The organism is Lysinibacillus antri (assembly GCF_003977595.1).
GTDB classification, from domain to species: Bacteria; Bacillota; Bacilli; order Bacillales_A; family Planococcaceae; genus Ureibacillus; species Ureibacillus antri.
In genome coordinates, this window is the sequence record NZ_RYYR01000014.1 from 22,807 (window position 1) to 37,817 (window position 15,011).

Here is a 15,011-nt window from a genome sequence, read left to right on the forward strand (position 1 = left end):
TAGACATCATCTTTTTTAATTGAATATATTTACTTCTAATTAAACATTAAAATATCTAGCATCTGGATGAGCGAAAACAATAGCTGATACACTTGCTTCAGGCTCCATCATAAAGCCTTCTGTTAATTGAACTCCAATTTGTTCTGGTTTTAGTAACTTAAATAGTTTTTCTTGGTCTTCTAGGTTTGGACATGCTGGATAACCAAATGAGAAACGTTGACCTTGATATTTTGCTGCAAAACGCTCACGCATTGTAAAGTCAGTCGCATCTGGGAAGCCCCAAACATCACGAATTTCTTGGTGTAGTCTTTCAGCAAAGCCTTCTGCAAGCTCTAATGCTGTAGCAAGTAATGCATGACTCTCTAAAAACTTCCCATCATTTTTAAATTGTTCAGCGATCTCTTTTACACCTTTACCAGCTGTAACAACCATTAATGCTACATAATCCATTTCGCCACTTTCGACCGTTTTTAAGAAGTCTGATAAACATAAGTACGGCGCTTCCTTTTGACGTGGGAATTGGAATCGTTCAATTTCTGTTTTACTATCTTCTGGACTATAAATCACCACATCGTCTCCGTCCGCCTGTGCTGGGAAGAATCGATACATGCCAGATGGTGTTAGTAAATCCGAAGTTAAATATTCGTTTACTAAATCATATAGCTGTGTTGCTCGCTCATCATTTTCAGCTAAAAGTTTTTCTACACTACCTTTTAAACCTAGATGATGCCCAATTAACGTACGCATATTCACATATGGATGTAAATGGGCCACTGAATAATTTTTCTTAATATGTTGATCTAAATCTTTCGGTACATAAACTTCCGCATCTTTCACCGTTCTGACTGGTTTTTCTGGTGCTTCTTTGGCAGGACGTGCTGCACGTTTTTCATCTGCAAGTAGACGTTTTTCGCGGGATTCTTTAATTTCTTGGAAGAACTGTTCCCGTTCGTTGACATCCATTAAGCGATTTGCTTGATCCAATCCTTGCATCGCATCTTTTGCGTAAATCACCGGACCATCATACTCTGCCGCTATTTTTGTTTCTGTAAATCGTTTTGATAAAGCTGCTCCACCTACTAAAATCGGCACATCAATGTTGGCTGCTTTAAAGTCTTGTGCAGTGATGACCATTTGTTGTGCTGATTTTACAAGTAATCCTGATAGCCCAACAAAATCAGGCTTTTCTTTGCGAATTGCTTCAATTAATTGTGCTGGTGTTACTTTAATGCCTAAATCTACAACTTTAAAACCATTATTACTTAAAATAATATCAACAAGGTTTTTCCCAATATCATGTACGTCACCTTTTACTGTGGCAAGGACGATTTTCCCTTTACCCGAACTGTCTTCAGCTTTCTCCATGTATTGTTCCAAGTGTGCTACTGCCGCTTTCATAACCCCTGCACTTTGCAATACTTCTGCAACGATTAATTGGTTATCGTTAAACAGACGACCAACCTCAGCCATACCTGTCATTAATGGTCCGTTAATAATATCTAAAGGCGATTCAAAAATTTCTCTTGCCAGTTCAAGGTCTGGAATTAACCCTTCCTTTGTTCCTTCGACGATGTAATAAGCTAAACGCCCTTCAACCGTATCTGGAATGTTGGCTACTTGCTTTTCCTTTTTCTTATCTCGATAAAAATCAGTAAATACAGCTAACGTTTCATCATTTGTATTAAAGATTAAATCATTTGCAAGCTTGATTTCCTCTTCAGGAATTGACGCATAACGCTCTAATTTTTCAGTATTAACAATCGCGTAATCAAGTCCTGCTTGTGTACAGTGATATAGATATACGGCGTTTAACACTTCACGACCTACTGGAGGTAAACCAAATGAAACATTACTTACGCCTAGTACTGTAAGAGTTTTAGGGAATTTTTCTTTAATAAGGCGAATTCCTTCAATTGTTTCTTCTGCCGCACCAATATATTGCTCGTCTCCTGTTCCAACAGGGAAAACAAGTGGGTCAAAAATAATATCTTCTGGTGCCAGTCCCCATTTTTCCGTTAGCAATTGATATGATTTTTCTGCTACTTCTAATTTACGTTCTCTTGTAACAGCCATACCTTCTTCATCAATTGTTCCAACAACAACGGATGCACCGTATTTTTTTACGATTGGCATAACTGCATCAAAACGTTCTTCCCCATCTTCTAAGTTAATGGAGTTAATAATCGCTTTCCCTTGTGAAAACTTCAATGATTCCTCGATCACGCGTTCATCCGTTGAGTCGATTACTAATGGAACCTTTACTTTTTTCACGACTTCTTGCATAAAGTTGCGCATATCTTCAAGCTCATCACGGTCTGGGTTTGCTAAACAAATATCAATTACGTGAGCACCATTTTTCACTTGTGCTCGGGCAATTTCAGCGGCTTCTTCAAATTTGCCGTCAATGATTAACTGTTTAAACTTACGAGAACCGATTACATTTGTACGCTCACCGATGAATAGTGGACGCATTGAGTCATCATATAATAGAGGTTCAATTCCCGAAACAGCATGACCGTGTGTTTTTGCTGGGATTGGTCGCGGTTCATGGCCTTCTACTGCTTCACGAATCGCTTTAATATGATCTGGTGTCGTACCACAGCAACCACCAACAATGTTTAACCAACCTTTTTCCGCAAATCCACGTAATTTAATGGATAGAGAGTCTGGTGTTTCATGATAATGCCCTTCCTCATCTGGTAAACCTGCGTTTGGATAACAACTAATATAACTCGTAGATAAGTCAGAAAGTGAACGTATATGATCTGTCATAAACTCTGGACCAGTTGCACAGTTTAAACCAATTGATAAAGGTTGAATATGTTCAATGGAAATATAAAATGCTTCAATTGTTTGCCCTGCTAAAGTCGTACCCATTGGCTCAATCGTTGCCGAAACCATGACAGGTAGTTGTTTTCCAGTCTCTTCAAAGGCACGTTTAATACCAAGTGAAGCTGCTTTTACATTTAGCATATCCTGACTTGTTTCAAGTAAGATTAAGTGGGCGCCTGCTTCAACTAAGGCTTTTGCTTGAACATAAAAGTTTTCATGTAACTCATCAAACGAAATACCACCCGTTACCGACAAAGTTTTCGTTGTTGGACCAATTGCGCCTGCAACAAAACGAGGCCATTCTTCTGTTGAATATTCTTCTACTGCCTCTAAAGCTAATTCAACTGCACGTTTATTAATTTCCTCTGCCTTTTCCCCTAAACCATACTCATTTAATACTAATGGCGTTCCACCGAAAGTATTGGTACAAATAATATCTGCTCCTGCTTCTAAATAGGCACGATGGATCTTTGTCAGTACATCTGGTCTTGTTAGTACAAGGTTTTCATTACATCCTTCTAACTCTTCTCCACCAAAGTCGTCTGCAGTTAAATCTTCTCGTTGAAGCATTGTTCCCATTGCACCATCGATAATTAATATTCGTTTTTGTAATTGCTCTTCTATCAGATGGTTATACATTTGCTTTAACTCCTTCGTTTTGCTTATCAAGTTGTTTGATATATTGCATTAATTGTATTGTTAAATCGTAACGTAAAAATGGTGTAATTAAATAAATACCATTAAAGTGTTTCGTAGCCGTATCAAGCAATTCTTTTGCAATTGCTACACCTTCAGCTGCTTCACGTACTTTATCCCCTTCGCATGCCTTCATTCTTTCTAACACTTCATCAGATAATTTAATACCTGGCACTTCATGATGTAAAAACTCAGCACTTCTGAAACTTGTTAGTGGCATAATCCCAATATAAATTGGAGCTGATAAATGTTTTGTTGCTTCATAAATTTCTTCAATTTTCTCTGATGAATATACCGGTTGCGAGATGAAGTAATCCGCACCATGCTCGATTTTTTTCTCTAATCGACTGACTGCGCGATCTAATACACGAACATTTGGATTAAATGCAGCTGCAACAGAGAAATTAGCTTTTTTACGTAACGCTTTACCTGAAAAGGAAATTCCCTCATTTAGTTGTTTAATTAAAGATACTAATTCCATAGAAGACACATCATAAACGCTTGTTGCACCAGGGAAATCGCCTACTTTTGTTGGGTCACCCGTTACCGCTAAAATGTCATGAAGTCCTAATGCATTTAGTCCCATTAGATGAGATTGTAAACCAATTAAATTACGGTCACGGCATGTAATATGAGGCATTGTGCGAATACCGTGTTGCAATTTCAAAATTGAACCCATCGCAATATTACTGATACGTGGCGAAGCTAATGAATTATCCGCCATCATAATAATATCGGCCCCTTCATTATAAAGAGACTTTGCACCTTCAACGAATCCGTCAATTTCTAAATGACGCGGTGTATCTAGTTCAACAATCACCGAACGCTCACGCTTCACTTTTTCATGGAGTGGTTCTTGTCTTGTAGGGTCTGGTTCTTGAATAGATACAATTTGTTGTTGCTTCGCTTGTTTTTCCTCTAATGGTGTTAATTTTTCTAATTGTTTTTTTACGGCTTCGATATGTTTTGGCGTTGTACCACAGCATCCTCCGATTAACCGAACTCCTTGGTTGCGCAATTGAATCGCTGCACGTGCAAAATAATCTATTTCAGATTCATAGATGACACGACCTTCATCAATATCTAATAAGGAAGCATTTGGGTACGCAGATAAAAAGGCTTTTTGTGGTAATTCAACACCTTCAAATGCTTGAATTGTATGGTGTGGACCTAAACGACAATTCACCCCAACAATATCGGCTCCAAGTCTTTCTAATTCTTGTAGTGCATCATTTAACAGCATGCCATTTTGCAAAACACCTGGTTCATGCATGGACACCTGTGCAATAATCGGCAAGCTCGTTAAATCGCGTAACATTTTAATTGTTTCAGTAAGCTCTTCAAAATCGTAATACGTCTCAAGCAATAAACCATCGATTTGCCCTTGTATTAAAATTTCTGCTTGCTCACGAATCGCATCTAAAATTTCGTTCAAAGTTGCTTCATTTTTTCGTACACCACGAATTCCACCAATCGAACCGATGACGAACTGGTTCCCACTTGATGCCGCATTTTTCGCTAACCTTACCGCTGCTTCGTTAATTTCTTGAACTTTTGATTCTAGTCCGTAACGCGCTAGCTTAATGACATTGGCTCCATATGTATTCGTTTGGATCACATCTGCTCCAGCTGCAATATATTCACTATGAATCTTTTCAATTAATTCTGGTCTTACAATATTCATCTCTTCATGACAATGATCCAGTCCATATGAATATAACAACGTACCCATTGCGCCGTCTGCTGTTAATACCTTTGATTTCAACGCTTCAAGTAGACCCATTTTTTCATCTCCTAAATAAATATACTTTAAAAAATTTTCCGACTTATTAGAAAAGCGTAAGGCGCTCGCCCAGATCTTGATAAACTAGATGAATCAAACGCCACACTCTCAATTTTATAACAAATAAAAAGCCCTCTTTTTTTGAAAGAAGGCTTGTAATCTTTATCTGATTTCCTCCTTATCTATCGGCTATCGCCTGCTGGATTTAGCACCTTACGATTCGTTGGTTGCTGAAGCTTCATAGGGCCAGTCCCTCAACTTCTCTTGATAAGTGTTATTAATATGTTAAATTGAATCATATCTGTTAATTCCGATTTAGTCAATATAGTTTACAGATTTTTATAATAAATCGTACTACTTCAACGCTTTTATTACTTTTTCTGCAGTATTTTTACCATTTCCAATACAAGCACCAATACCGACACCGAAATAAGAACAGCCTGCAATAAAGACATTCGGATAGTTCTTTTCCATATCTTCAATGGTCTCTTGCAACGCCTCATTATGCGCAAGGTCATACTTTGGCATCGCATCAATCCACTTTTCAATATTAACAACGATTGGTTTCTCTTCAATATTCAAGCTAAGACGGATATCCTCTAACGCTACTTGTGTTAGCTCTTCATCAGACATTGCAACTAGCTCTTCATATTTTGGGTTATTACTTTTGTAAAATAACCGAACTAATAGCTTTCCATTATGAGACGTATGTTTCCATTTACGACTTGTCCATGTTGAAGCATTACAAACAAGATCGCTATTATGCGATACAATAAACCCTGTACCATCTTTTGGTAGCACAGTATCCGGAATATCAAACCCTAAATACATTGTGATAGCAGAGCCGTTTGTAAATTTACCGAAATTACGATCTAATTGCGAATCATTTAGTATACTTCGAACGACTGTATTTGGAACTGCAAGGACCACGACATCAGCGTAAATACTTTCTCCATTATTAAATGTCACTTCATAGCCATGATCAATTTTTAAAATTCTTTCGGTTGAAGTATTTTTGTAGAATTCAACCTCTGGAAGTAATTCCTCTAATCGATTCATTAATGAAGATAATCCGTTTCGGAAAGATATGAATTTTTTATTCGCTGCTTGTTCAAACTGTTCTCGATTCGCCTCGAAACCTTTCATAATACTACCATAGTCATTTTTATAATCTACTAAGTAGGGGAGTGTAGAAGCCAGCGATAGTTGATATAAATCTCCTGAATAAACACCGGCTAATACTGGTGCGATTTGTTTTTCTACAATTTCTTTCCCCAAAAAGTATTCTAAAAACTCACCAATAGAACTTTCTTTCGTAAACTTCGTGTTTGGTAGTTCCGAATCTTTTAAAGCTCGTTTTTTCCCTTCATTTGAAATTAATGTACTTGCATACAAAGAATCCAAACTCATAGGGATTCCAAAGGTCGATCCTGCTGGAATAGCATGTAGCTCATTATTTGTATGTATGTAGGATATTCCAGTTTCGTTATATACAAGCTCTGATTCAAATTCCAGCTCTTTTATAAGGTTAAGCACACTAGGATGACGTGCAACCATTGAGTCTGCTCCTGTTTCCATAATAAATCCATGCTCTTGAATCGAATGCATTTTACCACCAAGATAAGCATTCTTCTCTGCCAATACAAGACGAACAGGCATGTTCATTTTCTCGGCTTGCCTCTTTAAATAATGCATTGTGCAAAGGCCCGTTATCCCTCCACCAACAACAACAACAGTTTTCATCATTACAACTCCCTACACGCTCAAAAATATTCTCCTCTCTAGTATAAACCTTTTCACAGAAAAGTAACTGCTTGAATGTATTACAATATTTAGACAGAAGGGAGCGTCCGAAAAGTGATTTTCGAGCGCTCCCTTTGCGACGAGGATGTAACAATTTATTGTTACTACCGCAGGAGTAAAGATTTTTAACAATATTATACCACCAGAAGTATAGGTGCCCGGAAAGTGTAATGCTTTCTGGACACCCCATTCTAAATTAAGATATAAAGTTAAGCACCCGAATTCACTCTAAATCCTTTGCTACTAATGCTAATTGATCTGCAGAGTAAGTTACTTCATTAAAGGATGAAGCTAATTCACTAATTACTCCATGTAATCGCTCAATTTCTTTTTTCATTAATTCACTTTGTACCTTTGATTCATTTACGACATTTAAAATTTGAGAAAATTGCTCTTCAGTTTCGTTCATACTCTTTTCACCTAACTGAACTTCCTCATTTACTCTTTCTAGCAAATCAACCAAGTTTATAGTGTGTTCCTTATTCTTACTCAAAAGATGTTCTACCGATTCAACCGACTGTTTCGTTTGATCCGAAAGTTTTCTCACTTCTTCTGCTACAACGCTAAATCCTTTTCCATACTCTCCTGCCCTAGCCGCTTCAATGGAGGCATTTAGTGATAACAGATTGGTTTGGTCGGCAATCCCTGTGACAATCCCTATAATCGTTTCCATATCATTGGTCACCCTTAATAAATCACTAATATTAGATGAAATGTCGTCTATAGTATTTCGTATACTTAACATATTTTGATGTTGATTGACTATTTTTATTTTACCAACTTTCGCTTTTTCTTCAGCTGAAATTGATAACTCTGCCGTTTTCATAGCATAACTCGTCATCTCTTGAGATTGATCATTAATTAAATGAAAGGTTACATTTGTTTGTTCAGAAACAGTAGCTAGACTTTCAGTAGATTTTATAATGGATTGGCTGATTTGCTCCTTTTGTCGTTGGATTTGCACTTTATAAGCCTCTACCACATTTTCAAATTCTTCTAGAACAAGTTGTTGTTCGAAAGTGCACATTTTCGTTATCGCTCTAATTAAATATAATTGGTCGTTTGGATCCTTTACATCTTGATGGACTATTTCAATAATGGTTATCAATAAATTTTGAAATGCGCCGATGTACCATTGTGTTTTTAAACCGATTCTTACATGGACTTGCGCGATTCTCTTCCGTTTTTCAAAAAACTCTTTATTAATAACCCCATTGAACATATCTAAAACATGGTTCCTTAAGGTTACTTTTAGTTTATCTACTGAACTATTTCTATCAATGATTTGAATTAAAGAATCTTCAACATAAAGTGCGTTATAAAAATGATCTACAACCGTATGAATTTTTTCTTGTATATACGGTTTGAACACTTTTAAATATTTCAAATCTTGCTCAGTCAGATTGAGCAATTGCAATTGATTTGTATATTTTGTCTGAGTCGTATCAATCTCAACCTTAATATCATTCAGATTCATCGAAGTTGGTTTGCGCATTTTATTAAATAGCACCATTCACACTTCTTTCAAAAGTATTTTTATATCTGCCTAGATCAAGCTTCTTAAAGCGAGGGGTTTCCTTTCCCAAACTTAGGAGTAGCAGTGTTCTTGCAAAATGAACTCGATATCAGAAGAAATTGATACTTATTTTATATTCAACAGCATGATTCAATAGTCCAGTTTATTTTGCTGAAATTATTTTTAAACTTACATTATAATGTAATATTTGTAGATTTAATGTAAATAAAAAACTCTCGGAAATCCTCCGAAAGCTTTAATCGATCCTATTCATTTGATTCATTGCTAACTTGCGCCACTTAGCTGCTGTTTTTTTATTCTTCGGTACATCAATACCATGTTCATAAATCAAAGCAATGTTTAGTTTAGATTGATAATCCCCAAGAAGTGCCGCTTTTTTATAGTAGTATAGTGCTTTTTTTCCGTTTCTAGGGACACCCATACCATTTTCATATAAAAAGCCTAGATTAAAAATTGCATCTATATGGTGGGAAGCTGCTGCCTTTTCAAACCACTCAAGTGCAAGTGGAATATTTTTCTCTTGGCCAAGTAAACCATCTAAGAAAATGGACCCTATGCGATATTGGGCATCTTCATACCCTGCTTTTGCTGATTTCATATAATATTCAAAAGCTTTTTCATCCTCTATTGTAATTCCGATTCCTTGCTCATACATGATGCCAAGGGTAAACATTGCTTCCATTACATTGTTTGCGGCAGCTTTTTGAAACCAAATGAACGCTTCTTTCTCATTAACTGGAACACCTTCACCATTTAAATACATATCCGCTAAATTATTTGCAGCATCTGCATGACCATTTTCTGCTGCTTCCTTATATAAATGAAAAGCTTCTGTGTAATCTTCTTTTACCCCTAATCCTTCAAAGTAGCAATTAGCCAGTTCATACATAGCCGTTGTATTTCCAATATCTGCAGCCTTCTTATACCATTCTACGCCATATCGATGTTGGTCACATAAACAATAAATATGGGCAACTTCTAGCATCGCCTCAACATGACCAGCTAATGCAGGTTGATAGAGCGTAATAGCTTCTTGTATTTCTTCATCAGTAAATAGATGGAAATTTTCATGTATTAATTGCTCAAATCCAGCAGAACTATTAGACAAAGTAATCTACACCTTTATAAGTTTATATATTTCACTAATGATTTGGGATTGGTTATTTCCCCTTATAAATTTCAACTAAATACTCTTTAAATTGGGTAGCTGCAGGTGATAAATAACGTCCCTCTACCCACGATACACCAATTCTCCTTTCACAAATTGGGTCACTCACACGAATTTTACAAATATTGTACTCGTTTATTCCTTTTATATTCGGGATGAGCGAAACACCTAGTCCAGCCCCAACAAATCCAGCAACTGTATGCATTTCTTCCCCTTCGTAGGTAATATTTGTTGTAATACCCGCCTCGTTTAAAAACTTATCCACGATTTGACGAAGTGCATTTCCTTGTTTAATTGAAACAAACGGCTCACCTTTTATTTCTTCTAATCTTATGGATTCCCTTTTTGCAAAACGATGATTCTTAGGAACAATGACAAATAATTCTTCACTCCATAGCTCAATCCAATCGATTTTTACTGCCTTTGATTCAATTCGTTGCGATAAACATAAATCAATAGCTCCTTCTTCTAGTCTTTTCAGCAAGTTAAAAGAAGCTGCTTGCGTTAAGGAAAATTTCATATTTGGATACTTTCGCGGGATTTTTGCCATTAATTCCGGGACCACTTCCATCCCAAGCGAATGAATAAATCCAAAAGCGACTTCACCATAACCTGGCATGACGAGTCCGCCAATTTCTTGGTGCGCTCTTTCATACTCCTCTAATATGATATCAACACTTTTTAAGAATAGTTTGCCATAGCGATTTAATGTAATGGAGCGTCCTTGTCGGTCAAAAAGAGGTACCCCAATTTTATTTTCAATATTTGAAATGGATTTACTTAACGCAGGTTGAGAAATGTTCAATTCTTCTGCAGCATGGGTCATATGTTGCATCTGAGCAACAACTTTAAAATACTCTAGTTGCTGAATCTCCATTTTGAATACCTCTTTCTAATTGATAACTTTTAGTAATCATAATGATAAAAACAATAGATTGTACTTATGTATTCGTTAACCCTATAATAAGCTTAATCAATAGATTTGAATATCAAAATTCACTAAAAAAAACAACTAGAAAACGAAAATATTCGATTGTTTGTCACAATCAAGTTCAAAAAGGAGACAAATTCAAATGAAAATCATTCCTCCAAAACCATTTACAATTGAGAAAGGTAACCGCGCCGTACTCTTACTTCATGGTTTTACAGGAAACACAAACGATGTAAAACGTTTAGGTCGATATTTATCTGAACGTAACTACACTGTGCACGCACCATTATATAAAGGGCATGGTGGAGATCCAAAAACATTGATTGAAACAAATCCAATTGAATGGTGGAATAGCGTTTTAGAAGGTTACGACGAACTTCGTAATCGTGGCTACGCTGAAATCGCAGTAGCAGGTGTTTCACTTGGTGGTATTTTCTCATTAAAACTTGGTGAAGAACGCCCAACAAAAGCGATTGTTGCGATGAGCGCACCAGCATTAGCAAAGAGCACGGATAGTTTACAAGAACGCATTATCGATTACACGATTAAATATAAAAAATTATCTGGTACTTTTAACGAACAAGAAGATCAACCACAAGAAATAGCAAAAAAATATGTAATGCCTTCATTATCTTATTTACAAGGTATGATTAACGATACAAGTTCTAAATTAGAAACAATTCAAACACCCGTTCATATTTTACGCGGACTGCGTGATGATGATTATTATTGCGAAAGTGCTGACCTGATTTACAATTCTGTCAAGTCACGCATTAAATCTGTCAAAAGCTTTATCAACTCTGGTCATATTTTAACTTTAGACCAAGAGAAAGAATTAGTATTTGAAGAAATTTATCATTTCTTCGAAGGTCTAAAATGGAATGAATAATTTTTTTGAATTTCTTGATATGAAATTTGAAAAACTTGTCCATATTACTAATGTATCCCCTAGCAAATTCCCCAATTTGCTAATAAAATATATGTCCTAGTGACATACATCCCTTTAAAAACAAGTTGCGTTTAAGATCCCCGTCTTAAATTGCAGCTTGTTTTATTTTGAAAAGGAACAGTCCTAAATGATGAAATTTATTGCAATTACACCGGTATTTAACCTAAATTAAGAAAGCGCGGCCTACCACTGTACGCCGCGAAAAAAGTACAGAAAGTTTAGTAGGTATTACTAGATGTGAGAGGACCTTTCACAAAGCACAGGGACAAGTCGTAAAGACACGTACAACGTGGCTTTGCGGCTTGTGTGCTAAGTCCTCTCACTAGACAACCATTTTTAGATACTATGTTAGTTTATATTAGAGCTTTTATATAGTTTTTAATCTTCTATTTTATCCAAACTCCTAAATCACTTTCTTCCTCAACAGAAAAAGGGTAACTCTCATTACAAGAGCACCCTTTAAATGTACAGTGATGGATTTTCCTAATTTACTTACTATTAATTCACTACTAACTCTTGTTCAGTAGGTAGTGTTAAGAACCCTAAAATGATTTTTGCCGCCTGCGCTCTTGTTACATCACTAGATGGTGAAAACGCGCCATTACCTGTCCCTTGCACAATGCCTAAATCATAAAGTAAAGTAATCGCATTTTGAGTTTCTTCATTATAACCTGCAATATCTTTAAACGGCGCTACTTGTTTTGGAACATATGTTTCTCCTGTTGTGGCAGTATACGCTCGAGAAATCATAACCGCCAATTGTGCACGCGTTACTTTATCTTCTGGTTTAAAATAACCTTTCTCTCCTACGACGATACCAAGCCCAGCGACTTTAGCAACTTCTGCTTGAATTTTTTCTGAATAGTTTGAAATGTCCACAAATGGTACTTCAACTGCTTGTCCAGGCACCTCTAAACTACGACCAATAATTGAAACAATTTGAATACGATTTACTGCTTGATTTGGTTTGAATGTTCCATCTTCAAACCCAGAGATCACACCATATTCAACTGCCGCTTTTACATACTCTGCTGACCAATGTCCTGCAAGATCTGTAAATACCGGACCTTCAATAGGTTCTTCAGTTGCCTCTTCTTCATCTGCAAGAGTAGCAAAAGATTCTAAGAACTTGTTCCCGACTACTTGGTATCCCGCATCACTTAAATGAATGTTTGCCGGGTTTGGAACATGCGTCTTATAATCAGCGGCAATTTCTTCTACTACCTTTACAAAATGACCACCATTTGCTTCTGTTACTTGCCCTACAGCTTTATCTAATTCATTTACTAATAATGTGAATTGTTGCGTGTACGCCTCTAAAGTAGGGTATGGATTATAGTAACCCATTACAAAAATCTCAACTTCAGGATTAATTTGTTTTAACGCTGATAAAATTGCATGGTAGTTTTGACCAACACTTTTAATACCAGCTGCTACTTCTTGTAAATCAAATTTAAATTGTCCTGTTTGTGGGTCCTTTTTAATATAAGCCAACACATCATTAGCACCAACGCTAATTGTAATAACATCGGCTTCTTTAACAGCAGTGTTTAAATCTACTGTTACTTCTTGCTCACCTTCTAAGTTATAGATTCGTTTTTGAACATTCGATTTTAAATCTTCTAAAATATTTGTAGTTTTATAACCCGGTACTGCAAAACCTTTATTATAATTTAATTCACCAGCTTCTTGTAACCCAATTGCAAAATAGTCTGCATAACCTTTTGCAATGGCCCCTTGATCATTCATACCTGCAGCTAGTGAATCCCCTAACGCTAGATAATTTAAGCGCTCTTCTGTACTATTGACTTCATCCGCATTTACTGCTGCTACTGGAAGAACTAATCCTAGTACCATGATGAATGCAAATAGTGCTTTAAACTTCATCATAAATTTCATAAAACATTCTCGCCCCCTATTTTATTGTAAAGATTTCCACCACCATATACTATATAGTAAGTTAGTAATAGAGTATGTATCAAATGAATTATTTATTTAATATGAAAAAGATGTCGGCACTGTTCGACATCTCATAGTAATTTTTTAACTTTGGTCGATTTTCCCATAGATTCCCCCACCCCCAACAGTGATTGCAAGTTTTCCACTCCTCGCTAAATGAAGTGTGTTGGCAAGTTTGCTTGGGATTACTTGTTCTAATTGTTCTAAAGAGACTTCATGTAAAATATTCATTTCTGTTCCAAAAGCATTAATCAGTTTATCGATCGTCTTTGGTCCAATCCCCGGTATAAAATCAAGTGGAATTTGATGGATATAAGGAGGTCGTTTTCTCGTAGGCTCCGTAATATCCGATAATTCTTTAATTCTTTTTGCCACACCTTTAATAAATTGTGATTTACCGCAGTGGGGACACATTAAAGGATTTTCCTCAACAACTTGTTCACTACAATTGGCACAAACTGATTCATGATATTTTCCGAGTAATGGATTTAGCCCATAATTGGCAAGTACTCCTCGCCCGTCTCTTTCATGAAGTGCCATTTTTAATTCTTGAAAACTTATTTCAGCAAGTTGCATTTTTTGATATTCTCTTGCTAACTTCCCTAATGAATGGGCATCTGAATTCGTAACAAAGATGTAGCGGTCAAGCTCACTGATCCCATTGACCATATAAGTGTCAGAACTTAATCCAAGCTCAATTCCATCGATTAAATTTGAATCGAACACTTCTGTAAGACTTCTCTTTACTCCTTTTCCATAGAGACTTTTAAATGGTGTAAAAACGTGAGCAGGAATAAATATCCCCTCTAGCTCGTACACTTTTCGTTGTAATGTACGCCCATCACAATAAATCCGTTGCGAACTTAAATGAATATTTTTCAACTCATTACTCATCCATTTAGAGAAGTGCTTCATTTTTTCTAAGGTAGGAAAATAGGCAAGTACATGAATAGGACCATGACAATTCTCATCGTAAATTTCAATTTCTGATCCAGGAATTAATGTTGTCGATTCGTAACGTAAGCCACCACCTTGCAACTCATACATCTTACCTTGTTCCAAAAGCTCTTCTATCTCTTGTATGACTTCAGGGGAATGACAATCAATAATCCCGATTAAATCTAACCCTTTCCGTTTACTTGCGGTATCTAATATATTCTTTAATGTTAAATTTTTACTACCCGTTATTTTGACAGGTTTACCAGATTTAGTGCGCCCAATATGTATATGTAGGTCAGCATAAACGGTTTGGAACATCGCATTCACATCCTCATTAAATATAAGATTAGTATGAGTAACTTTTAGTGAAATTATAAAAACCCTAAAGACAGTGATGACCACTATCCTTAGGGA

The 15,011-nt window shown here is 36.3% G+C and carries 9 protein-coding genes and 1 riboswitch; of the genes, 1 reads left to right on the forward strand and 8 read right to left on the reverse strand.

Features of this window, described 5'->3' with window-relative positions; all coding sequences use genetic code 11:
- Positions 1-39: 39 nt before the first annotated feature.
- The 6 genes from metH to EK386_RS11505 form a co-directional block, all read right to left on the reverse strand.
- A complete protein-coding gene (metH, locus tag EK386_RS11480; protein WP_126659310.1) occupies positions 40-3,471 on the reverse strand; it encodes a methionine synthase in 3,432 nt (1,143 codons plus the stop codon).
- A complete protein-coding gene (locus EK386_RS11485) occupies positions 3,464-5,311 on the reverse strand; it encodes a bifunctional homocysteine S-methyltransferase/methylenetetrahydrofolate reductase (protein ID WP_126659311.1) in 1,848 nt (615 codons plus the stop codon). The genes metH and EK386_RS11485 overlap by 8 nt, the downstream gene beginning before the upstream one ends.
- 175 nt (positions 5,312-5,486) lie before the next feature.
- Positions 5,487-5,585: riboswitch (SAM riboswitch) on the reverse strand.
- 80 nt (positions 5,586-5,665) lie between these two features.
- Positions 5,666-7,054 (reverse strand): protoporphyrinogen oxidase, encoded by a 1,389-nt coding sequence (hemG, locus tag EK386_RS11490; RefSeq protein WP_126659312.1) that lies wholly within the window; start codon positions 7,052-7,054, stop codon positions 5,666-5,668.
- Positions 7,055-7,337: 283 nt separating this feature from the next.
- Complete coding sequence (locus EK386_RS11495) at positions 7,338-8,609, reverse strand: globin-coupled sensor protein (protein WP_158674417.1); 1,272 nt, start codon at positions 8,607-8,609, stop codon at positions 7,338-7,340.
- Between the two features lie 277 nt (positions 8,610-8,886).
- Complete coding sequence (locus EK386_RS11500) at positions 8,887-9,759, reverse strand: tetratricopeptide repeat protein (protein ID WP_126659314.1); 873 nt, start codon at positions 9,757-9,759, stop codon at positions 8,887-8,889.
- A 52-nt stretch (positions 9,760-9,811) separates the two neighbouring features.
- Entirely contained in the window at positions 9,812-10,696 is an 885-nt protein-coding gene (locus tag EK386_RS11505) for a LysR family transcriptional regulator (RefSeq protein ID WP_126659315.1), read from the reverse strand.
- A 196-nt stretch (positions 10,697-10,892) separates the two neighbouring features.
- On the opposite strand from EK386_RS11505, the gene EK386_RS11510 reads away from it, so the two are divergent.
- Positions 10,893-11,639: an alpha/beta hydrolase gene (locus EK386_RS11510; RefSeq protein ID WP_126659316.1), complete on the forward strand. Its 747-nt coding sequence runs from the start codon at positions 10,893-10,895 to the stop codon at positions 11,637-11,639.
- 558 nt (positions 11,640-12,197) lie between these two features.
- Here EK386_RS11510 and EK386_RS11515 read toward each other — a convergent pair.
- Positions 12,198-13,598 carry an S-layer homology domain-containing protein gene (locus EK386_RS11515; RefSeq protein WP_126659317.1) on the reverse strand — a complete coding sequence of 467 codons (1,401 nt, stop codon included), beginning with the start codon at positions 13,596-13,598 and terminating at the stop codon, positions 12,198-12,200.
- A 144-nt stretch (positions 13,599-13,742) separates the two neighbouring features.
- Positions 13,743-14,915, reverse strand: a complete 1,173-nt coding sequence (locus EK386_RS11520) for an endonuclease Q family protein (protein ID WP_126659318.1) — start codon at positions 14,913-14,915, stop codon at positions 13,743-13,745.
- Between the last annotated feature and the right edge of the window lie 96 nt (positions 14,916-15,011).